Here is a 23159-nt window from a genome sequence, read left to right on the forward strand (position 1 = left end):
ACCTAAAGAGGATAATTTGTTTATGCAACTACAAGACCCCCTACTGTTTCGCCAGCAAGCCAGAATCAACGGCGCATGGGTGAATGCAGACTCAGGTGCAGTAACAGCCATCCACAACCCCTCCTCCGGTGAACTGCTGGGCAAAGTGCCCAATCTGGGACGGGAAGAAACCCATCGTGCAATTGCTGCCGCCAACGCCGCTCTACCCGCCTGGAGAGCTTTAACAGCAAAAGAGCGCAGCCAGAGACTACGCAGCTGGTTTAACCTGATGATGCAGCACCAGGATGATCTGGGTCGTATCATGACTCTGGAACAAGGCAAACCCCTGGCTGAAGCCAAGGGCGAAATTGCCTACGCCGCCTCGTTTGTGGAATGGTTCGCAGAAGAAGCCAAACGTATTTATGGCGAAACCCTGCCCGGTCATCAGGCTGACAAACGTATTCTGGTGATCAAACAACCCATCGGTGTAGCTGCTGCCATCACACCCTGGAACTTCCCTGCCGCCATGATTACCCGCAAGGTAGCACCGGCTTTAGCTGCAGGTTGTACAGTGGTTGTTAAACCCGCACCCCAGACACCCTTCTCGGCACTGGCACTGGCGGAACTGGCTGATCGTGCAGGTATTCCGGCGGGGGTATTAAATATCCTGCCTGCTGATGTGAATAACTCCATCGAGGTGGGTGCAGAGATGTGTGCCAATCCTATTGTGCGTAAACTCTCCTTCACCGGTTCCACTGCGGTGGGTGTCAAACTGATGGAGCAGTGCGCCCCCAGCATCAAAAAACTCTCATTGGAGCTGGGTGGTAACGCACCTTTTATTGTGTTTGATGATGCCGATCTGGATGCTGCGGTGGAAGGAGCCATGTTATCCAAATATCGCAACGCCGGGCAAACCTGTGTCTGTGCCAACCGCATTTATGTCCAGGACAGTGTTTATGATGCCTTTGCTGCCAAGCTTCAGGCTGCCGTCAGTCAGCTCAAGGTCGGAGATGGATTTGAAGAAGGGGTCACTATCGGCCCATTGATTGACCAGCGAGCGGTGGAAAAAGTCCAGCGTCATTTGCAGGATGCTGTCAGCAAGGGTGCCAAACTGCTGACAGGTGGTCAGGATCACCCACGTGGTGGCACCTTTGTCACTCCCACCATCATCACGGATGCCACCGCCGATATGCTGCTGGCAAGAGAAGAAACCTTCGGCCCACTGGCGCCACTGTTCCGTTTCCGAGATGAAGACGAAGTGATCACTCAAGCCAATGACACTGAATTCGGGCTGGCTGCTTATTTTTATGCTAAAGACCTCAGTCGGGTCTGGAAGGTGGCTGAAGCGCTGGAATACGGCATGGTGGGTATTAACACCGGCATCATCTCCACTGAAGTGGCTCCTTTTGGTGGCATCAAATCCTCCGGGCTGGGTCGGGAAGGTTCCCGTCATGGCATCGAGGAATATATAGAAATGAAATACCTCTGCATGAGTGTTTAAGTATGGACTCCTACAATCAACAACTCAGCCAGCGTTATGCGGATGAACACCTGGCCACTCGACTGCGTGAAGCGCTGCTGGCCGAAGGGCTGAACCCGGATCAATTAACCTTGGATGATATTGCAGCCATTGACCAGTTGCATGTGGGTGGGCGGCGCTCCAGTCGGCAACTGGCTGATCTGGCTGAGTTCCTGCCTGGCCAGCAGGTACTGGATCTGGGCTGCGGCACCGGGGGCAGCAGCCGTTTGCTGGTGGCAGAATATGGTGTACAAGTGGTGGGGGTGGATATCACCCAGCCGTTTGTTGATGTTGCCCGCTGGCTGACCGAAGCCACTGGACTGACTGCTCGCTGTCATTATACTTGTGCTGATGCCCAGCAGTTACCCTTGGAAACAGCCAGCTTTGATGCCGTTTGGTGCCAGCACACCCTGATGAACCTGCCTGACCTGGATCAGGGACTAAGGGAAATTCATCGGGTACTCAAGCCCGATGGTCGTCTGTTACTGCATGAAGTATTGCAGGGTGGCAACCTGGAGCCATTGGTATTTCCTGTTCCCTGGGCCGATGATGCCAGCACCAGCCACCTGCACACCCCAACCGAACTGGAACAACAACTACGGCTTGCCGGTTTTACTCCCATGTTCCAGCAGAATGTCACTGAGGATGCTCTCAACTGGCGGAAAAAACACACCGAAAAAGAAGCACGAGGCCAGATCGGTATCCTGACGCCTCAACTGATTTTTGGACCCCGTTTTTTGCAGATGGGTAAACACCTGATGGCTAACTTGCAACAGGATAAAGTTTGGTTAATGGAGTCTGTCTGGAAAAAGTATTAAAATTGCATTTTTAATACAGGGAGTGATTTATACGCATGGAACAGAATCTGGAACAGTACATTCGACAGCGTTGTAACAGCCTTAAAATCTCACTTTCTGAAGTCTGCCGTCAGGCAGACATCAGCCGCCAGACACTCTACGAGTGCTGGAGTAAGGATCATAAGTACCCCAGCCTTAGCACACTTGTGGCCATTTCCCATGTGTTAAAAGTCCATCCTTTACGCCTGTTACAGCTGGTTTTTCAACAGCACACAACGTCCAATCTGCCTCAGGCAATGCTCGGTGACCAGAGTGCGTTTGTAGCTGATGTGACCTATCCGGATGGTGAGCAGGTATTAACAGGGGAGCGTTTTCGCAAAACCTGGTGCCTGCAGAATGTGGGTTCTGTACCCTGGATCAACCGCCACCTGGCCTGTCAGGATGATGATCTGATGATCCTTTATGGGCGTAGTGGTGGTTTATTGGATGTTGCCGAGAAACTCCTCCCCGATCACAGCATCCTTCCCATCCCGGATACCCAACCGGGTGAAACCGTTGAGTTATCAGTGGATTTCACCGCTCCTTCCACACCCTGCACGGTGATTTCTTATTGGAAGATTCTGAATCCAGATGGTCAGTTTGCCTTCCCGAATTCCAAGGGTTTATGGGTCAAGGTTCGTGTGACAGGTGTGACTCAAGCAGCAAGCAATAACCCGGATGGATGGGAAGAGGTTAATCAATAAAACCTGATCAGAAACGCCCATTACCCTGAGCTGAATAACGCCCACCCGGCTGAGCGCGCCATTGCAGCAGTTGCAGAATCGGGGTAATGGCTGCATTTTCCTGAGTGTCTGCCAGAGCAGTAAAAGACCAGGTGTTAGGTGCTATTTGCCCATTAATCTGCAGTTGGTGTTGATCTTTTAACTCTGAGCTGAATAGCCACTCCAGCTGTTGTTCTGTGCGACAAACAGGTTTGAAGCTGACTTGCCCCAACTCTACAGCCATCGGCTGTAACACCTGCACTTCACCAGACAACTCACCCTGTAGGTCTGAACACGTCAGCTGCCCTTGCTGCAGCTGCATGGCAAAATCCAGTTGTCCTTGTAACTGCCCTTGCAGACTGATGGGCAGAGGTTGCCCACGTAATACATCCATACCACCCGGCTGCAAGTGACCTTTGATGCTGCCCAGTGGTGAAACTTTCAGCTGTAATAACCAGTCCTGCTGCTGGCTAACCAATTGCACATCCAGACGGGGTATCACCAGCAACAGCCGCCAGCCCGAGATAGACCAGCGCAGGCTGTCCAGCTCTACGCCCTGCATCCTCAAACCCGTTACCTGTCCCTTTCCGATACGCCCTTCCAACTGCTGCCAGCTGATTCCAGCAGGTAACAACTGGTGTTGCTGAGCTTTCCAGGCCAGCCAGCCAATGGGTGCCTGCACCACCAGGGTCACTATAAACAGCCAGCAAAGTAACAAAGGAAATAACAGGTATTTTAATAAAGGCCACAGCAGTCTCATAAGGGCAATAACTCCACGGTTAGTTGCAACGGCTGACCCTGCAGGGTCAGTTCACCCCAGTGCCATCCTTGATCTGCTGCACGCTGTAAAAACCTTTCCAGATGCTCGATGCGTGGTACTTGTGCCTGTAACAACCAGATTCCCGCCTGTTCCTCCACCACCACCTGTTGCAAACCATTACTGGCTGCCAGGGCTTGCCAACGACGTGTATCCATCGGCTGCACCGGTTGCAGTTGCTCTCTGACTGCCTCAAGGCGTTGCAGCAATAGCTCATCACGCTCAGCCTGCTGGGAACTCTGCTCTAACACCGATTGCAGAGGCTGCCAGGCCAGCAGATACAGCAGCATCAACATCACTATTGGAGAGGCCAGTTTTAATAACCGCTGCTCACTGGGTTGCAGGGCAGACCAGCGCTGTTTTAAGGCTGTTATCATAACTCCCGCTCCCAAACCGCATGCTTATCAGAAAACTGCCAGCGTCCGGCCAGACGCTGTAAAACCCGTTGATCCGCTGCGGTCACACCCAGCAGTTCAGCACGAACCCCCTGACGATTTAAACTCAGCTGTTGCACTTTGATATGTCTGGCATCTCGAAGGTAGGTCTCCAGTTCAGCCCAGGCATCCAGTCGTTGTTGCTGCCAATGGCGCTGCTGAATGGATCGCTCCAGGCGTGCATCCAGCAGTGAGCGGGCATTCTGCAGTGACACATCAGCACCCATCACTTCTGCAAAAGCCTGTGTTAACCGGGTTTTAACATCATCATGACTGCTTTTACCCCAGCTATTCATAACCAGTTGCAACATCAGCGCCAGCAGTATCACCATCCAGGGAGCCAGCATTAACACTTGTGCCGGACGCAGTTTGATTTTTTTGCAGATTTCCAGCCAGCGCCAAGCGGGAGCTTTCCACCAGGCCGGTGCTTTCCAGAGGGTGACTCCTGCTGGTTGATGCCTTGCCAGCCAGACAACCCGTGAGGCATCGGGCAGATCAACAACATCCAGTGTCTGGATGGGTAAATCACCAGCCAACCGAGACAGGTTACCGGCATCCAGCAAACCAACTCGCAGGTTCAGCAGGCTGAGTGTCTGAGGGTGGTACAACCAGTGTTGTTGTTGATCCTGCAGCAGTAACATGCTGGGTTGTTGCCAGGCCTGCTCAAAACACAGGGCTTCGGGCAACCAGCAATCTACCCGGATACCGGCATCCTGCAGACGTTGTTGCCAATCCTGTGCCTGCTGCTGATCCAGCACCGCCGTCCGTAACCTGCGTCCCTGGCTTTGCAGCACACAGATTTCCACCTCTTCCAGTGACTGGCAGAGTTGATCTTCCAGCAGTAATCCAGCTTCAGTATTTTTTACACCCGGTGGTCGCTCCAGCCAGTCCAGTCGTATGGCACGACTGTCCAGCAAAACCAGAGCAGGCACCTGCTGACTCAGCTCTGCCGCTGATTCCAGAGTAATTTGTTGTGGTGCTGAGGTATCCGGTAGCCACCAGCATTCATCCAGTTTTGAATGGATATCCAGACGCACCACCAGACGGTCTTTGTTATTCCTGCGTTTCATTCTTCCCTGCTCCCGGCATCAATCAGGCTGGTATGACCATCCACCGGCCCCCGTCGCCGGGCATACACACGGGTCTGCCCCTGAGGACTCAGATAAATGTCCGACTCAAAAACCAGTTCCAGATCATTCAGGCGCATTTCAATAGTCATCCGATAATAATCACTGACAAACATCAGTTGTGCTCCCACCCGCTGTTTCCAGGCCGGATCATCCGGCAGCTGATGTTCACCCAGTTCAGCCCAGAAATCGTCCAGCTGCTGGTAACCCACTTCCGGTCGCTGCGACCACCAATCCTCCAGCGCCTGTCTGCTCACCTGCCCTTCCATCAAAGCCCACAACAAACCCAGGTTCTCAAAATTCAGGGTGTTGATGTTCAGTCGTAAACGGCTGTCCGGCAGCAGACACAGGCTGCTGGGTAACTGCCGAAAACGCTGGCGCTGCTGCGGTTGTAACCAGTTTACCTCGGACAGATCAGCCATCGGCTGATTGGCGGCCACCCTTGGTGGGTCTTCCAGTAGGTACTGACCGGTTTCTGCACCCTGTGGCAAGGCCTCATTGTCACGATCCATCCAGTCGCGTGCCAGATCCATAAAAGCATCCGGCTCAAGATCTGGCAACCAGCGCTCTTCTTCCTGCAACTGGTTTAGATACAAGCGCCAGGGTAACAACTCCGGCAAAGAATGGCTGGCATCCTGACTGCTGATGCCCGCCAGATGATTAAGGTTAAAACAACTGCGCAGATCCATGACTCGCAGGCTTAATATCCCTTCATCCACCGGATAACTGACCGGCTCGCCTCGCAGACTGGCCCACCAGCGGGGTTGTTCACGTATACGTCCATCCGTGAGCACCTGCCGACCCAGAGTTTCTGCACCCAGCAGATACGCCCATCCCTGCTGTTGCAGGTAGCGGCCTTCTATCCGCTCTAAGTCCTGACGGCTGGCATTCTGGATCTGGGTCAGTGCCAGGGTCACCACCACCAGAATCAGCAGCACCGACAACAGTGCTACACCCTGTTGTTTCTTTTGCAACTTCTGCTGCGGACTGTTATTCATCGGCAGCTCCACTCTGTTGCCCTGCAGGTGCTGCTGGGGTTGCGGGCTGAATCAACATCACCTCCGGCAACAAAACCAGGCGTTCATACTGCTGATCTTGCCAGACAATCCGCAAACGTAATCCACGCGGGAAGTCACCCCCCAGTGTTGTTTGCCAACTGCCCTGCCGGTAATAACTCCAGTTTAATGATGTCACCCCGGTCAGCTCATCAACCTGGGTCCATTGTTGTTCTCCGGCAGCATCCAGCAGACCGGAGGAAGCCAGCGTCAGGCGCTGCTGCTGCGGGTGCCACTGCAAACGCCACAGGCGCAAACGACTGGCATAATCCTGGGTTGGCAACACCCACTGCCCGGCGGCCACCCAGTAGAGTTCTTGGTTGTCATTCAATAACATCAGTGGGCTGCTGCCGATGGCTTGCCCCCGTTCTTGGGGTTGGCGTACCACCAGTTGGGTCAGCTGTTGATCCACACGGCTCAGAAACACCACCAGTTGTTCAGCACTCTGCTCCCGCACCTCACTCAGCTGCCTGCGGGCATCCAGTACCTGGCTGACCAGCAAAGTCAGCGCCACCGCAATGGCCGCCATAATCGCCAGAGCAACCATCACCTCCAGCAGGGTAAATCCGCTCTGCCGGTGTTTCATCGCTGCCCCACAAAACCAGAAACCTGCGTCAGCAGTTGTTGACGTGTAGCATCGGCATAAACTTGTATATCCAGCCGCCGCATGGTGGGCAGAGGTGTCGCCTGTACATTCACACGCCAATAACACTGCAGACGTCCAGCTTCACTTTGACCTTCCTGTGAACCTAATTCCGGCCAGCTTTCATCAAGCATCCGGCTGGTCAGTAAATTATCCGCACACAACTGCCCCAGCGCCCGCTCTTCCGCCACCAGCCGAATATCAACCGCACGGCTGATCACCTCTGCAGACACACCCGCCATCATCGCCAGAATCATCAGCGCCACCAGCACTTCCACCAGGGTTAAGCCCTGTTGACGGTGAAGATCAGGATTCATCAGCAAGATCCAGCAGCTCAAAATGGCTGGCATGAATACGGATACGCCGTTGGGCATCACCAATTTTTAAGGTCAGGGTCAGGGGTGTCACCTCACCGGCAGGAAAAAACACCACCGCAGGAGCCAGATTCTTGTCTCGTGGTTCAGTCGTCACATCCATGCCTTGCAGTTGTAACCCGGATGCCCATTCACGCTGGGGCAAACCCCGGCTGACATGAACCTGCCAGAGCCCGAGAGAGTCCCGTAAAGCAAACTGATAACCCTGTTGATTCACCTGCCAGCCCACCAGCCGATGGCGATTCAGTGCCAGATCCCGTGCAAAGGTAAAATCCTCCAGCAGCTGGCGTGCCTGTTGATCCACCTGAGATTGATCATCACGCGTCATACTGATCACCGCCAGTGAGGTGGTCAGCCCGATGATAAACAGCACCACCAGCACTTCCAGCAGTGTAAAACCACGCTGGCTTTGGTGCTGGCGGGAATCAGAGATCCCAGTTGCCGATATCTGCATTCAGACCCTCACCACCGATGCGTCCATCTGCCCCAAAGGAGAAGACATCCACACGGCCTTTTTCACCGGGAAAACGGTACTGATAGGCATTGCCCCAAGGATCGGTTGGCAGGCGGCGGATATAACCATTGTCACGATAATTACGTGGCTCCGGGGCAATGGAGGGTTTGGTGACCAGTGCATTTAAACCCTGCTCACTGCTGGGATAGGTGAAGTTATCCAGCCGATACATTTCCAGCGATTGCTCCAGACTGGAAATATCTGCACGAGCTTTCTGCACCATGGCCTTGTCCTGATTATCCAGCACATTGGGAGCCACAATCGCCACCAGCAGGCCAATAATCACCAGCACCACCATCACTTCCAGCAGAGTAAAACCCTGTTGCCGTTTTGTTTTATGCATCACTTTTCCCTCTTAAAAATTCAGTACATCATTCAATTGCATAATGGGCAGCAGTATAGCCAGCACGATGGTCAGCACCACACCCCCCATAAATAAAATCATCAAAGGTTCAAACAGGGTTAAAGTCACATCCACCTTCTGCTGAAACTCACTGTCTTGCAAGTCCGCCACTCGGGTCAGCATCTGATCCAGCTCACCGCTGGCCTCACCACTGGCCACCATATAAGTCATCATCGGCGGAAAATGCCCGCTGCGCTCCAGCGCCCGATGCAGGCTGACCCCTTCACGCACCTGATCCACCACCCCATCCACCACCTGCCGCAGATACACATTACTCAGGGTATCTCGTGCCACCCGCAAGGCATCCAGCAGTGGAATGCCACTGCCGGTGAGGATGGCGACGGTACGCGCCAGTCGTGCGGTATTCAGTGCCCGGATCAGTCGACCCAGAAAAGGCGTGCGTAGTTGTCTCTGATGCCAAGCCATACGCCAGACCGGCTTTTTTAACAGCCAATGCAACCCGACAACCACCAGTACCATCACCAGTGCCATGACCAGTCCCCAGTCCCGGATGGCATCACTGACCCAGATCAGCCCACGGGTGATGGTGGGTAAGGTTTGCCCGGCATGATCAAACTGACTGACAATTCGTGGCACCACAAAACTCATCAACGCCACCACAATTGCCAAAGATACCAAGGTCAACAACACTGGATACACCAGTGCCATTTTGGCCTTTTGCCGCTGTTTCTGGCTGGTTTCCAGATAATCCGCCAGACGCATCAGCACCTGATCCAGCCGACCGGCTTTTTCACCGGCAGCCACCAGTGCCACATACAGGTCTTCAAAACTACCCGGCCAGTGTTTTAAGGTTTCTGCCAGACTGTGCCCTTCCCTGACTCGGGTGCGCAAGCCCTGAATCAGATGGCGCTGACGATCTGTTTCGGCCTGACGACCCAAGGTTTCCAGTGCCGTTTCCAGCGGTAAACCTGCAGCCACCAAGGTCGCCAGCTGGCGGGTAAACAGAGTTTTTTGTTCATGACTGAGTTGTCCGGCGGAGCGTTTTTTTTCGCTGCGCCCGACACCCGACGGGTTTTGTCCTGCTCCCAGCATCACCCGGCGGGGAAACAAGCCCTGATCACGCAACAACTGACGGGCATGACGCTCGGATTCTGCCTCCAGCACGCCTTTTTTGATTTTGCCGCTGGCATCCAGTGCCTGATATTGAAAACTGTCCATCATCCGCTCCGCGTGACACGCAGCACATCTTCCAGCGAGGTTTCACCGCGCCGCAGCCGCTCAACACCAGCGGCCAGCAGGTTCGGCCACTGCGCAAAAACTTCCCGCGCCATCTCGGCTTCGGCGGCACCTTCATGGATCATGTCGGCCAGATCTGCAAAGATGGGCACAAACTCATACAAACCCACACGCCCGCTGTAGCCGGTGTGTTTGCAATGCTCACAACCGCTGGCACTCCATAATTGCTGCAAATCCGCTGCACTGTCACCCAGCAAACGCCGCTCACTGTCCCTGATCGGACGACTACTGCGGCAATGTTCACACAAACGCCGTACCAGACGTTGTGCCATCACACCTTTTAAACTGGAAGCCAGCAAAAAAGGCTCGATGCCCATATCCCGCAAACGAGTGATGGCACCCAGAGCCGAGTTGGTGTGCAAGGTGGATAACACCAAATGCCCGGTCAAACTGGCCTGCACCGCTATACCTGCTGTTTCCAGATCGCGGATTTCACCAATCATCACCACATCCGGGTCCTGGCGCAAAATGGCACGCAAACCCTTGGCAAAACTCATTCCGGCCTTGATGTTGACCGCAGTCTGACCAATACCGGGAATGGCATATTCCACCGGATCTTCCACCGTCAGGATATTACGGCTGGAATCATTCAACTGGGTCAGGCTGGCATACAGGGTGGTGGTTTTACCCGAGCCGGTCGGGCCGGTAATCAACAGGATACCGTTGGGCTGGAGTAGCAGTTCACGATAACGCTCCGCCACCTGTTGTGGCATTCCCAGCTCATCAATACCCAGCAGCGCCGAGGTTTTATCCAGCAGACGCATCACCACCCGTTCACCATAAATGGAGGGCAAGGTGGACACACGAATATCCACTTCCCGCCCAGCAGCACGCACCGTAATACGTCCATCCTGTGGGTGGCGTTTTTCAGCAATATCCAGCCGTGCCATGACCTTGATGCGTGACACCAGCATGGGTGCCAACTTGCGAGGCGGACGTAATACCTCCAGCAGCACACCATCCACACGAAAGCGCACCACCAGTTGTTGTTCGAAGGTTTCGATATGGATATCCGAGGCATGGAGTTTTAACGCCTCGGCAAACAGGCCGTTAATCAGCCGAATGATCGGGGCTTCACCTTCACTTTCCAGCAGGTCTTCAATTGCAGGTAACTCTTCCATCAGGCTGTCCAGATTCACCTGATCGGAAATACCCTCAATTAATTCAGAGGTACTGGCGCGGCTGGCATCATAAGCTCTTGCCAGACGTGCCTCAAATGCGGCTTCATCCAGCCATTCCATGGTTTGCGGTTCTCCCAGTACCCGCAAAACCTCTTGCATTTGCTGCAACTGGCTTGCCTGCTGATCACTTGCATGGGTGTCATTTGTATTGCTGTCACTCATACCCGCACGACAAACCAGGCGATAAGCATCATCCGCCAGAGCAACTGGGCAGGGTTCTGCCAGCAAGCCATAACGCTTGGCAAAACGATAAGGCAGCTGCTCAGTCATTCACGGCCTCTGTTGCCAGTCTGGCTTGCTGCTCCCGAGGGGATGGGAACAGCTCACTCAAAGTTTGTCGGTCAGCAGCTCCGGTACGTGCTTCCCAGGATAACAAGCGCTGCTGGTCACCATCCCGCAACAGATGGGCAGCGTGCATATAACGGTATTTTTCAGCACTGACACTGGCCAGTGAGTCCCGATCATGCAGAATACGCGGTTGGATAAACACCATCAGATTACGTTTTTCACGGCTGATACTGGTCGAACGAAACAATACCCCCAGCAGCGGAATATCACCCAGCAGTGGCACCTTGCGCCTGACTTCACGCACGTCTTCACCAATCAATCCACCCAGCACAATAATGTCGTTATTATCCGCCATTACCGTGGTTTTGATTTCGCGTTTATTGGTGATGATGTCGCTGGCACGGGCGGAATCCTCAATATTGGATACCTCTTGCAATATCTCCAGCCGCACCGAATCCCCATCATTAATCTGTGGGGTAATCTGCAGACGTACACCTACCTCGCGCCTTTGAATGGTCTGGAACGGGTTGGTGTTGTTGTCACCAACAGTGGAGCCAGTGATAAAGGGCACCTCCTGACCCACCAGAATCGTGGCTTCGGCATTATCCAGCGTCAGGATGCTGGGTGTGGAGAGGATATTAAAATCTGATTCACTCTGGATGGCATTCAACAGCAGGCCAAAACTGATGCCTGAATCATTAATGCGACCCACACCGGCAGTAATACCCTGCACACCGGCCAATGCAGACAAGGCTCCGATAGACCCGCCGGTAGCACCTCCGGCAGCCACACCACTTAACCCGGTATTGCCGGAAAAATTACCACCCACCAGCGGTACGGAACCGGCATTCTGATCCAGCATCAACCACTGCACACCCAGCTCACGCGCACGGGTGTCGGACATTTCCACAATAATGGCTTCCACCAGCACCTGTGCCCGGCGGATATCCAGTTGATCAATCACCAGACGTATTTCCCGCAACTGATCAGGGCTGCCGGAAGCCACCAGTGCATTGGTGGCTTCATGAGCCTGCAAAGTCATACGACGGGATACTGTACCCTCTGCCGGTTTATCCTCCGATTGCAACCCTTGCAACAGGGGCACCATTTCGCTGGCTTTGGCATGGCGCAGATAAAACACCTGGGTGTTGGCAGAACGCTCCACTGGCTGATCCAGATCGGCTACTAACCGCTCCAGCTCTCGGCGGGTGGCAGCATCAGCACGAATAACCAACAGATTTAAGCGGTTATCAGACATAATCTGAGGTGGCTGACCACCACGTCCTTCTCGGCGCAGCAACTGGGTCAGCAGTTTTTCCATTTCTGTTGCTGATGCATGAGTCAGAGGTAACAACAACAGGTTGTCACTGCTTTGCTGATCAATCCTCTGCACCAGTGCATGTAAACGCTCAAGGTTGGTGCCCCAGTCAGTCAAAATTAAAAGGTTGGTGGGTGCGTAGTGAGTAATCACCCCAATCCGACGATCCATCAGTGGAGTCAGAATATTCACCAACTGTGCGGCATCCGAGTTACGCAAGGGAATCACACGGGTGGCCAGCAAATCCTTGCCATCAGAGTTGGGGGGTAAATGCCCTTCCACCGGGATGGGTTCCAGTCTGGCAGTCTGCTCAGGAACAATTCTGGCATTATGTTCATCCAGCTCCACCACCGCAAAACCATTCACTCGCAACTGAGAAAGAAAAACCTGATACACCTCTTCAGCACTTAACTGCCGCTGGCTGCGAATGGTGACTCGCCCGCGCACCCGTGGGTCGACCAGAAAGGTTCGGTTGGTGATGCGGCCAACACTGTCAATAAACTCGGCCAGATCCACATCCTGTACATTGACGGAAAAGCGCTCCTGCTGCGCCTGTCCTTGTGCCTGAACTGGCAAAGCCAGCAGCCACAAGAGTAAAAAAACCAATAAACCGGGATATTTCACGCGCTACTCCATTTCCAGACTGATCATTAAACGCTCATTACCACGCAGCAATTCCACATCCACTGCGCTGGCTGATTGTAAACGTGTGGTCAGAGCCATCATCTGTGCGGTATCACTGACCGCTACACCATCCACTGCCACCAGCAGATCACCCGGTTGCAGACCCAGCGCATTAAAAAGACTGGCATCTGAACCTGGATTAATACGGAACCCCTGCAACTGCCCACCCTCATTATGAGGAGCCAGGGTGATATAACGCATTAACTGCAAAGGATCACGCAATAGGCTGGCACGAAAATCAGCACCAAAGGTATCTTCCAGTACCCGTGTTCCCACTCGCTCCTGCACTGCCGCAGATGACTGTTGCTGCTGCGTTGGCTGTGCTGGCTGCCTTGCATTACTTGATTCAGCTGCACGCTGCTGCTCGGTGATGCCCTGCTGACGTGCAGGTTTGTTATCCAGGTTGAGCGTCACCTGCTCCAACTGACCGTTACGATCAAACACCAGAGCATCCTTGCGAATCGATACCAACCGGATACCCTGTTCCAGCTCATCACCTTCTGACAGGGTGCGATCCTTGTTGCGGTATTTCAGCAACACCACCGAACGACCGGCCTGATCCGATAAAAACACACCCTGCACCTGCACCGCCAGACGACTGACCTGAGTGACCTGACGAACTGGCGCAGAAGTTGCCTCTGCTGGTTGCCAATAATGCCCCAGCTGGTTGATCCATAACACCTTCTGCTGTTTATTCTCCGCTGTAGATACTTGTACTTGTGGCTGGGGGTCAAACCACTGCACCCCACTCCAAAACAAGGAAGCCAGCACCAGCGGCAGCAGCAACCAACCCACTGGTTGCAGCCCGCGCAACACTTGATTGGCTGTTATCACTGCACAGCCTCGGGATGCCAGCCGGGATGCCCTTCCACAAATGCCAGACTGGGCAGTTCCAACGGCGGTAAATGCCATGCTGATGAACGCTGACGCAACCAGCTTTCCATCAGTTGCCACAACGGCTGACCTTCACCCCGGTAATGGGTTGACCAGCCAGCCACCCGCGCACGATTACGGGTACTGGAAGCAGGCCATTGCAACTCGGAAATCCGTTGGCCTGCCACTGCCTGATAGCGCAAAACATAAGCACTGCCGGTCAAACGTGGCATATCTTCGCTGGAATGCAAATACCAGTCATCACTCAACAGCTGATCTGCACCCGCTTCCAGCCGTGCCTGTAATTGCTGGGGGTCAGCGGTCACCTGAAACACTCGGCTGTTATAACCGGCGGTCAGGCTCAGCAGATGATCCCGCGTGATGACTTGACCCGGTGCTACCGCCAAACCATGGCGCAGTCCCGGTGCCAGTGTTAATTCAGCGCGGGTGGTTTTTAAGGCTTCAGCAATCAGCTGATCCCAGCTGCCTGCCAGTGCATCCCGGCGATACAACCAACCGGGAGCTTCAGCCAGTGGCAGATCCAGCCAACCGGCATGAGCCGAGCGCAAACGCTGAATCTGCTCAGCTACAGCGGGCATTACCTCGGATTGATCCGTCAGCACCGGGTGAAAACGAGCATTCACCACTCGCTTGGAATTTTTAGATTCCAGCGTAATGGCAAAATAGCCCTGCCCCTGACTACCGGCAAAACACACTGGAATGGGTGCTTGTACCGCCTGAGGCCACAAATCCTGCCCACGGCTGGATAAAATCAGATCCACACCCTGTAACTCTTTTGCCAGCCACAAGTCAGAGTTGGTTCCGGCATCACTCAACACCACCACCCAGTCTGCCTGACTACCGGCCTGTAACACCTGTTGTTGAATATGGGATAAATATTGAATACGCGACAAGTTCAGTGGTTGGTTTGGTACACCCACCACCGCAATCTTCATACCTGCTTTATCAAAAAAAGCCACGGGGTTGCCTGTATCCAGCACCGGACGGGCAAACTCGCTATACAAACGCGGGTAACCCTGCGGCCAGATCTGTTGTTCTTCACTGGCAATCCGCACCTCGGCACCCAGCCAATGACTGGATAACGGGGCATAACGCCCGGCAGTTAACTCTGCCAGACCACTGCCATTCCAGCACTGACCACCTTCCAGGGTTAAACAGGCATCCGCACCCCACTGTACTCGCTGCTGCTCCAGTGCTTTTGCCAAGGCGGCATAACCACCCATCCGAACTCCACCAGCCTGACGTGCTCCGCTGGCCGTTAACCAGGCCACGCGGGAATCACCCGAAGTAATACCCAACTCTGCCAGCCGGTTGTATTCCGTGAAATAAGGCGCCTGCCCCAGCAAAGACATGGGGCCAAGATGATTGGCAACAGAATGGGAGATAACCGGCAGCCACTGGGCATGGGTATCGGCATAAAACAGCAACTGCACTGCGGAGGAGGAAGCTGCCGGAGTACGCCGCACCACATCCGCCGCGGATGTTCCTGCTGCACCCTGAGTAGCGCAGCCCGACAAACCGGCAAGAGCCAGGGAAGCAGCCCCGGCGGTCAAAAATTGGCGACGTGAAGGTTTAAACATAAAAAAACGTGATCCCTGTAAAAAAGCATCAGGATTCTAACGGAAACGAACCCATAAAAAATAAAGTTACCCAAAGCCATAGGTTTGTTATGGTATAACAAGCAACAAACAGGCGACATGAAAAACCCAACCGGTGAGGCCATTATGCATCGATCATTTCTACTCTCCATCAGCAATAAGGAGATATGCCCCAGATGTTTTTTGCCATCCAGATGCTGCAAATTACAACCACCACAAGCGGCATAATGTGAGCAAGCCGGGACTGTACACCGAGGTGAAGGCAACAGCATTCTTGCGGGGTTTAGTGAAAAGGCGGCTCATTGTGTTACACCGGTCAACAAAAGGAACCGCATACTAGGGTAAGCATCAAGATAGGGCAACAGCCGCTTTCCGATCACCGCGCATCACTACCCAAATCAACGGAAATACTCAGGATCCGCAAAGCCAGAACCAGCACGGAAAAAATTTTGATTGTTGAACGGGTCCGGTGGGCAAGCTCCGGCCAACGCACTCGCATCACTCGCCCCATACCGCACCAGCATAGTGCATGCTCTAGACGCATAACGCCTGAATGCGCTATATTAATGCACCTTAAAAACAGCAAGCTTCCAACGCGCTGCTTTTTCGGTCGCTGAAAGGCAGATGTTTACTGCCTCCGCAGCCAGTAATCCTAATAAAAATTGCACAAAAAAAGAGTGTTCGCTCATAAAACACGCCAGCAACCTTCTTTTAATCAATCAAGGAAACTCCATGCCTTACGTTCACGATACCCTTGCCCGCCTGCAAAAAAGCAGCCCCGCCCAGACCGAATTTTATCAGGCGACTGAAGAAGTTCTTGAGTCCATCCGTCCATTGCTGGACAGTGACAAGCGCTACCGTGAAGCCAGCATCATTGAACGTATTGTTGAACCCGAACGTCAGATTTTTTTCCGTGTCACCTGGCTGGATGACCAGGGCAAAATCCAGGTCAACAAGGGTTTCCGTGTTCAGTTCAACTCCGCTATTGGCCCCTACAAGGGTGGTCTGCGTTTCCACCCCAGCGTGAATGCCGGCATCATCAAGTTTCTGGGCTTTGAACAGATTTTCAAGAACTCATTGACCGGTCTGGCTATTGGCGGCGGCAAGGGCGGTTCCGACTTTAACCCCAAGGGTCGCTCTGATAACGAAATCATGCGTTTCTGTCAGGCATTCATGAGTGAACTCTATCGCCATATTGGTGACACCATGGACGTACCTGCCGGTGATATCGGTGTAGGTGGTCGTGAAATCGGTTACATGTTTGGTCAGTACAAGCGCCTGACTGGCAGTTATGAAGGTGTTCTGACCGGCAAGGGTCTGAACTGGGGTGGCTCATTGGTGCGTACCGAAGCCACAGGTTACGGCGCGGTATATTTTGCCGAGAATATGTTAAAAAGCCGCAGTGATAGCCTGGATGGCAAAACCTGCCTGGTATCCGGTGCCGGTAACGTTGCCATCTACACCATTGAAAAACTCTACCAAATGGGTGCTCTGCCCGTGACCTGTTCTGACTCCCAGGGCACCATTTATCACGCGGATGGTATTGATCTGGAACGACTGAAAGACCTTAAGGAAGTACGTCGTACTTCACTGGAAGAATACCTCAAGACCCACCCCCAAGCCCGTTATATCCCAGTTGCCGACTATCCAAAAGATGGTCACGCGGTATGGCGTTTTGAAGCCCAGGCTGCCTTCCCTTCTGCTACCCAGAACGAGCTGACTGCTGCAGATGCCAAAGCCATGCTGGCTAACGGTGTGATTTGTGTTAGTGAAGGTGCCAACATGCCCTCCACAGCAGAAGCGGTGGATCTGTTCCTGGCGGCAAAAATTGCTTATGGCCCAGGTAAAGCAGCCAATGCCGGTGGTGTTGCCACCAGCCAGCTGGAAATGGCTCAGAATGCCAGCATGACCCGCTGGAACTTTGAGGAGGTGGATAGCCGCCTGCAAGGTATCATGCAGGGTATCTTTGAGCGTAGCCATGAAACCGCCAAAGAGTTTGATCAACCCACCAACCTGGTGCTGGGTGCCAACATTGCCGGTTTCCGCAAGGTGGCTGATGCCATGATTCAGCAGGGTGCGGTTTAACACTCACTGAATTACGCATTCTGAACTGAAAAAACCGCCGCTCTATCACAGATCGGCGGCAGGCAAAACGCACGAAACCCCTTGAGCAGATGCACGGATGCCTGAAAATCGCTAAGATAGCGGGATTCCTTTTTTCTACATTCATTGCTTTCAAGATTCAGGACTTCCATGCCCACTCAACGCAAAATTCTGGTCACCAGCGCCCTGCCCTATGCCAACGGCCCGATCCATCTGGGTCACCTGCTGGAATACATTCAGACCGACATCTGGACCCGTTTCCAGAATAGTATCGGCAATCAGTGTACCTACGTGTGTGCTGATGATGCCCACGGCACCGCCATCATGCTACGCGCCGAACAGGAAGGCGTGACCGCTCAGCAACTGATTGATCGGGTACGGCTGGAACACCATGAAGATTTTAAGAGCTTCCAGATCCATTTTGATAACTACCACTCCACCCATTCAGAAGAAAACCGTTATTTCTCTGAACTGATTTACACCCGCCTGCGCGACAAGGGTCACATTGCCACCCGCGAAATTGAGCAGATGTATGACCCGGAAAAAGGGCTGTTTCTGGCGGATCGCTTTATCAAGGGCACTTGTCCGAAGTGTGGCGCTGAAGACCAGTACGGCGATAACTGCGAAAAATGCTCGGCCACCTACACCCCAGCTGAGCTGATCAACCCGCGTTCAGCGATTTCCGGTGCCACTCCGGTAATGAAAACATCTCAGCATTTTTTCTTTAAACTGCCGGATTTTGCTGATTTCCTGCAAAGCTGGACGCAAGATGGCCGCCTGCAGGAACAGATTGCCAACAAACTCAAGGAGTGGTTTGAATCCGGCCTGCAGGAATGGGATATCTCCCGTGATGCACCCTATTTTGGTTTTGAAATCCCTGATGCACCGGGTAAGTATTTTTATGTCTGGCTGGATGCTCCCATTGGTTATCTGGCCAGCTTCAAGAACCTCTGCGACCAGCGTGAAGACCTGAACTTTGATGACTACTGGGCACCGGGTTCTGATGCCGAGGTGTACCATTTTATCGGCAAGGATATTGTTTATTTCCACGCCCTGTTCTGGCCTGCGATGCTGGAAGGTGCCGGTTTCCGCACCCCCAACAGCATCAACTGTCACGGTTTTGTCACCGTTAACGGTGCCAAGATGTCCAAATCGCGCGGCACCTTCATCAAGGCACGTACCTACCTGGATCACCTGAACCCGGAATACCTGCGTTATTATTTTGCCGCCAAGCTGACCAGTCGTGTGGATGATCTGGACTTAAATCTGGAAGACTTTGTATTCCGCGTTAATTCTGATCTGGTCGGCAAGCTGGTCAACATCGCCAGCCGCTGTGCCGGTTTTGTGAAAAAAGGTGGTGGTGTACTGGCTCCGATGGGTGATCCGGCGCTGTATCAGCGTTTTGTTGCTGCCGGTGATGCCATTGCTGCGGATTACGAGCGCCGCGAATTTGGCCGTGCCCTGCGTCAGATTATGGAACTGGCGGATGAAGCCAACACCTGGATTAACGATCAAGCCCCTTGGGTGCTGGCAAAACAAGAAGGCAAGGATGCAGAGGTGCAGGCTATCTGTTCCACCGGCATTAACCTGTTCCGAGTATTGATGGTTTATCTGGCACCGGTACTGCCGGGTATGGCCGGACAAACCGCTGAATTCCTGAAAATTGCCACGCTGGACTGGAACAGCCGCAGCCAACCGCTGGAAAACCACAGCATTGAAGCCTTCAAGCCCATGATGACGCGTGTGGAAACCAGCCAAATTGAAGCCCTGCTGGCTGCCAGCAGTGAAGATGTTGAAAAAGAAATGACATTAAAAGCCGGAGCCACTACACCGGCTGCGGATGGCCCACTGCAAAAAGAGCCATTGGCGGCAGAGATTACCTTTGATGACTTCATCAAGGTGGATCTGCGTATTGCCCGTATTGTGAAGTGTGAAGCCGTACCCAAGGCCAACAAGCTGCTGAAGCTGACACTGGATCTGGGTGGAGAAACCCGTACCGTGTTCTCTGGCATCAAAAGCGCTTATCAGCCGGAAGATCTGGAAGGCAAACTAACGGTGATGGTCGCCAACCTGGCACCGCGTCAGATGAAATTTGGCCTGTCGGAAGGCATGGTACTGGCTGCCGGAGACGGCAAAGGCATCTATCTGCTGGAGCCGCATGACGGTGCTCAGCCCGGCATGCGAGTGGTGTGATGTCAGCCTGTGTTCAACTTTCCAGCTTTGCCGGAAGTCTTTGATAAAAGAAAAACTTGTAACCCTGCTCATTCAAAAGTGTTGGCATCAGATCTCTATCCGAGTGTAAGCCGCATCCAAGCCTTCTGCCATTTTGCTGCTGGTGACAATTGCCACGCTGGCATACTCCGGCTTGAGGTAGGTTGTGGCTACACGCAGCAGGTCGTCTCCAGTCACGGCCAGAATCTGGCTACGAAAGGCACGGCGTTGCTCTGGGGTGCGCCCAAACAGGGTGGAGTGAAAAGTCTGGCGTGCATCACCCGCCGGTGAGCCGGGTTTGTCGATGGAGGACACCACACCCAACAGCGCTTCTTCCAGCTTGGTGGCATCCACCGGGGTGGTTTTTAACCATTCCAGCGAGGCATAAAAATCAGCCAGGGTACCTTCAATGCGTGGATCGCGGTAAGAGAAGAAACGGAATACCGCATCACCACTATCCTGACCGGCACCGGCACCATAGGCACCACCCTGTTCACGGATGGCACGGTGTAAAAAACCATTACGCAGGTAATCACCCAACACACTCAGTGCAGGTGCATCAGCATGGGCGCTGGGCACTGTCGGAAATGCCAGTGCACAGAAGTTCACCTGAGTACTGGTTAACCACAACTGTTTAACCGGCTGACGGGTAGCAGGTAATACAAAAGCGGCATAATCGCTGACAACCGGCAGATCCAACCAGTTCATCTCCAGAGCATCCAGCAAGGCCTTTTGATGATCGGCTTCTGCCACCAGCAGGAACTGACGCGGCGCCTGCTTGATTTTTAAGTGTAGTGCCTGCAAACGCTGACCCAGCAGCTCCAGCTGCGTAGCATCATCCAGCGACTCATCCAGTGCCTTGGTGGCACGTATAGCCTGTAAACCTCGCGTCAAATGAGTAAACCGACCTGCCGGGCTGAACTCGGATGTGGCCGCCTGCATGGCCAGGCCATGCCCACGACCAGTGATGGACTGCTGCTGGCGTGAAGCCTTTTGCGCCACTATCTCGCGGATACGCGGCAGCTCATCAAAACGTGCTTTCTCCAGGGTCTCTGCCATCAACTGCTGCATGGCCTGCTGATTAACAGCCAGCGCCTTGCTGGACAACACCAGATACCCTTTAACCTGCTGCTCATCATCCACATTACCGCGCACAGAAGCTGAGGCACTCAAACCACCCGTCACTTCACTCTGTAACGCCTGATTGGCACGGTAATCCCGCTCACCACAACCCAGCTCGGTCAGGCAATGGGTGAACAGAGGCAATAACTGCTGCTCTTCTTCATCCAGTGGCGGCAAATCCAGAATCGCCTGCACATACACCAGGCCATTGGTGCCCGCAGTAAACCAGGTGGTGGATAATACACCCGCTTGCAGGTTTTCTGACTGCGGCAAATGCAAATCCAGTGGCACATCCTGCAGGGTCACTTTAGGCAGAATTGAATCATCATCCACCTGCTGCTGCCGGGCTTCCAGCGCTTTAGCCTGTGCAATAATGGCCTGCTTTTCTTCATCAACCAGACGCGCCTTGATGCTGGCAAGACGAGCCGCTTCTGCGGCATCACGATGTTGAGCCAGTTGATTATCTGGACGCAGGGTGACACGCACCCGGTGCGGGTTATCCAGCAGCCATTCACGCACCAGATTCGGAATAAACTGCGGATCTTTCACCGCTTCACGTAACTGCTCCAGCGCTGGATCAATATTCAGCACCGACACCGGATCACCGCGATGCACCGCAGCTGACATACCGGCCAGAATCAGCTGCAAACCAAAAGGCATACCGTCACCGGTAATCTCACGCTGGCTCAGCTCCAGCTGATGCAACTGGGCTTCCACACTGCGTGGATCAACCCCTTCATCGGCAACCTTCTGCAAGGTATCCAACACCAGCTGTTCAAACGCCGCCGCTTGCTCCGGCTCACTGCCTTCCAGACCACAGACAAAACTCATCTCACGGTTGGAATCTTCCAACCCACACAGAGGTGAAGGCCCACTACCCAGACCACTGGATTCCAGCGCAGCCAGCAGCGGTGAACTGGAATTATCCAGCAGCACCCGCGACAACAAATGAGCTTTCATCAGGGATTCAATATCAATGGATTTTGGCAACAGCCAAGCTAAAACGTGATGGGTCTGCTCTGCCAAATCCGGTTGATCCAGGGCATAAGCTTCTTCCACCCGAACCGGAGCAAAATAGCGCTTTTCATCCGGCACACTTAACTGCAAAGGATTGCGCTCAAAACGGCACAGCGCCTGCTCATGCATCTTCTGCTGCAGAGCAGCTACATCCAGTTCACCAAACGTCATGAACACGGCATTAGATGGGTGATAATGGCTCTTGTAAAAATCCAGTAACTGCTCATAAGTCAGATCAGGAATCGCCGCAGGTTCACCACCGGAATTGTGATGGTAGGTGGTTTCCGGGAAGAGGTATTTACTCAGGGTTTGCCACAACACCGAAGTCGGTGCACTCATCGCCCCTTTCATCTCGTTGTAGACCACACCCTTGTACACCAGATCCGATTCAGGATTATTTGGCTCGGCAAACTCCACCCGATGACCTTCCTGAGCAAAATCCAGCGGATCCAGGCGTGAAAAGAAAGCAGCATCCAGATACACATCCAGCAGGTTGTCAAAATCCTTCTGATTCAAACTGGCAAAGGGATAAGCCGTCGAGTCGCTGCTGGTGAAAGCATTCATAAAAGTATTCAGCGAACGGCGTGTCATCATAAAAAAGGGATCACGCACTGGATAACGCTCACTGCCACACAGTGCCGTATGCTCCAGAATATGTGCTACCCCGGTGGAATCCTGCGGCATGGTACGAAACGCCACCAGAAACACCTTCTCCTCCTGCTCTGCCGCCAGATGAAAATGCTTCGCCCCAGTCTGGATATGCTCAAACTCCTGCACCTCAAGATTCAGAGAAGCCACAGACTGAGAACGGATAAAGCGGAAAGCAGAAGCATGCAAAGGTGCTGCAGACATAAAAAACCTCGGGAAAGCTGTTTCAAAAAAACCAATAAAAAAGGAGCAGACCGGCTGCTCCTTCAGAAAAATGCCCTAACGCAATACTAAACTATTCAGCCAGTGAAACCAAAGCAATGTCCACACGGCGGTTCTGAAAATGACGGAATCTCTTTCAGTGACTGCTCCCCGCCCTAAGCGCTAAAGCGCCACGGGCGAGGCTTCCAACTTC

The 23159-nt window shown here is 53.5% G+C and carries 20 protein-coding genes; 5 read left to right on the forward strand and 15 right to left on the reverse strand.

Features of this window, described 5'->3' with window-relative positions:
* Positions 1-22 precede the first annotated feature (22 nt).
* The 3 genes from gabD to IBX50_RS03940 are packed head-to-tail and all read left to right on the forward strand — an operon-like array spanning position 23 to position 3038.
* A complete protein-coding gene (gene gabD / locus IBX50_RS03930) occupies positions 23-1480 on the forward strand; it encodes an NADP-dependent succinate-semialdehyde dehydrogenase (protein ID WP_292253481.1) in 1458 nt (485 codons plus the stop codon).
* 2 nt (positions 1481-1482) lie between these two features.
* A complete protein-coding gene (locus IBX50_RS03935; RefSeq protein WP_292253482.1) occupies positions 1483-2316 on the forward strand; it encodes a methyltransferase domain-containing protein in 834 nt (277 codons plus the stop codon).
* 35 nt (positions 2317-2351) lie between these two features.
* Positions 2352-3038 (forward strand): NBR1-Ig-like domain-containing protein, encoded by a 687-nt coding sequence (locus IBX50_RS03940; protein ID WP_292253484.1) that lies wholly within the window; start codon positions 2352-2354, stop codon positions 3036-3038.
* 7 nt (positions 3039-3045) lie between these two features.
* Here the strand turns inward: IBX50_RS03940 and gspN are convergent, their stop codons facing one another.
* From gspN to IBX50_RS04010, 14 genes are all read right to left on the reverse strand, one after another.
* Positions 3046-3816 carry a type II secretion system protein N gene (gene gspN / locus IBX50_RS03945; protein ID WP_292253485.1) on the reverse strand — a complete coding sequence of 257 codons (771 nt, stop codon included), beginning with the start codon at positions 3814-3816 and terminating at the stop codon, positions 3046-3048.
* Entirely contained in the window at positions 3813-4250 is a 438-nt protein-coding gene (gspM, locus tag IBX50_RS03950) for a type II secretion system protein GspM (protein WP_292253487.1), read from the reverse strand. Before gspM ends, gspN begins: the two co-directional genes overlap by 4 nt.
* Entirely contained in the window at positions 4247-5377 is a 1131-nt protein-coding gene (locus IBX50_RS03955; RefSeq protein WP_292253488.1) for a type II secretion system protein GspL, read from the reverse strand. Before IBX50_RS03955 ends, gspM begins: the two co-directional genes overlap by 4 nt.
* The gene (gene gspK, locus IBX50_RS03960; RefSeq protein WP_292253489.1) at positions 5374-6432 is read right to left on the reverse strand and encodes a type II secretion system minor pseudopilin GspK; all 1059 of its coding nucleotides are present in this window, start codon (positions 6430-6432) and stop codon (positions 5374-5376) included. The genes IBX50_RS03955 and gspK overlap by 4 nt, the downstream gene beginning before the upstream one ends.
* On the reverse strand, positions 6425-7075 hold the full coding sequence (gene gspJ / locus IBX50_RS03965) for a type II secretion system minor pseudopilin GspJ (protein WP_292253490.1): 651 nt from the start codon (positions 7073-7075) through the stop codon (positions 6425-6427). The genes gspK and gspJ overlap by 8 nt, the downstream gene beginning before the upstream one ends.
* Positions 7072-7449 (reverse strand): type II secretion system minor pseudopilin GspI, encoded by a 378-nt coding sequence (gene gspI / locus IBX50_RS03970; RefSeq protein ID WP_292253492.1) that lies wholly within the window; start codon positions 7447-7449, stop codon positions 7072-7074. Before gspI ends, gspJ begins: the two co-directional genes overlap by 4 nt.
* Positions 7439-7960 (reverse strand): type II secretion system minor pseudopilin GspH, encoded by a 522-nt coding sequence (gene gspH / locus IBX50_RS03975; RefSeq protein ID WP_292253493.1) that lies wholly within the window; start codon positions 7958-7960, stop codon positions 7439-7441. Before gspH ends, gspI begins: the two co-directional genes overlap by 11 nt.
* The gene (gspG, locus tag IBX50_RS03980) at positions 7932-8363 is read right to left on the reverse strand and encodes a type II secretion system major pseudopilin GspG (protein WP_292253495.1); all 432 of its coding nucleotides are present in this window, start codon (positions 8361-8363) and stop codon (positions 7932-7934) included. Before gspG ends, gspH begins: the two co-directional genes overlap by 29 nt.
* A gap of 12 nt (positions 8364-8375) precedes the next feature.
* A complete protein-coding gene (gene gspF / locus IBX50_RS03985; protein ID WP_292253497.1) occupies positions 8376-9605 on the reverse strand; it encodes a type II secretion system inner membrane protein GspF in 1230 nt (409 codons plus the stop codon).
* Positions 9602-11131 (reverse strand): type II secretion system ATPase GspE, encoded by a 1530-nt coding sequence (gene gspE, locus IBX50_RS03990; protein ID WP_292253499.1) that lies wholly within the window; start codon positions 11129-11131, stop codon positions 9602-9604. The genes gspF and gspE overlap by 4 nt, the downstream gene beginning before the upstream one ends.
* The gene (gspD, locus tag IBX50_RS03995) at positions 11124-13091 is read right to left on the reverse strand and encodes a type II secretion system secretin GspD (RefSeq protein ID WP_292253500.1); all 1968 of its coding nucleotides are present in this window, start codon (positions 13089-13091) and stop codon (positions 11124-11126) included. The genes gspE and gspD overlap by 8 nt, the downstream gene beginning before the upstream one ends.
* 3 nt (positions 13092-13094) lie before the next feature.
* Positions 13095-13985, reverse strand: a complete 891-nt coding sequence (gene gspC, locus IBX50_RS04000; protein WP_292253503.1) for a type II secretion system protein GspC — start codon at positions 13983-13985, stop codon at positions 13095-13097.
* Entirely contained in the window at positions 13982-15625 is a 1644-nt protein-coding gene (locus IBX50_RS04005; RefSeq protein WP_292253508.1) for a hypothetical protein, read from the reverse strand. Before IBX50_RS04005 ends, gspC begins: the two co-directional genes overlap by 4 nt.
* Before the next feature lie 581 nt (positions 15626-16206).
* A complete protein-coding gene (locus IBX50_RS04010; RefSeq protein WP_292253510.1) occupies positions 16207-16332 on the reverse strand; it encodes a hypothetical protein in 126 nt (41 codons plus the stop codon).
* Positions 16333-16375: 43 nt separating this feature from the next.
* On the opposite strand from IBX50_RS04010, the gene gdhA reads away from it, so the two are divergent.
* Together gdhA and metG are read left to right on the forward strand one after the other, a co-directional pair.
* Positions 16376-17728, forward strand: a complete 1353-nt coding sequence (gene gdhA / locus IBX50_RS04015; RefSeq protein ID WP_292253512.1) for an NADP-specific glutamate dehydrogenase — start codon at positions 16376-16378, stop codon at positions 17726-17728.
* A gap of 168 nt (positions 17729-17896) precedes the next feature.
* Positions 17897-19939 carry a methionine--tRNA ligase gene (gene metG / locus IBX50_RS04020; protein WP_292253514.1) on the forward strand — a complete coding sequence of 681 codons (2043 nt, stop codon included), beginning with the start codon at positions 17897-17899 and terminating at the stop codon, positions 19937-19939.
* Positions 19940-20026: 87 nt separating this feature from the next.
* Here the strand turns inward: metG and IBX50_RS04025 are convergent, their stop codons facing one another.
* Positions 20027-22948 (reverse strand): insulinase family protein, encoded by a 2922-nt coding sequence (locus tag IBX50_RS04025; protein WP_292253517.1) that lies wholly within the window; start codon positions 22946-22948, stop codon positions 20027-20029.
* Positions 22949-23159: the final 211 nt, after the last annotated feature.

This window comes from Marinospirillum sp., assembly GCF_014859565.1.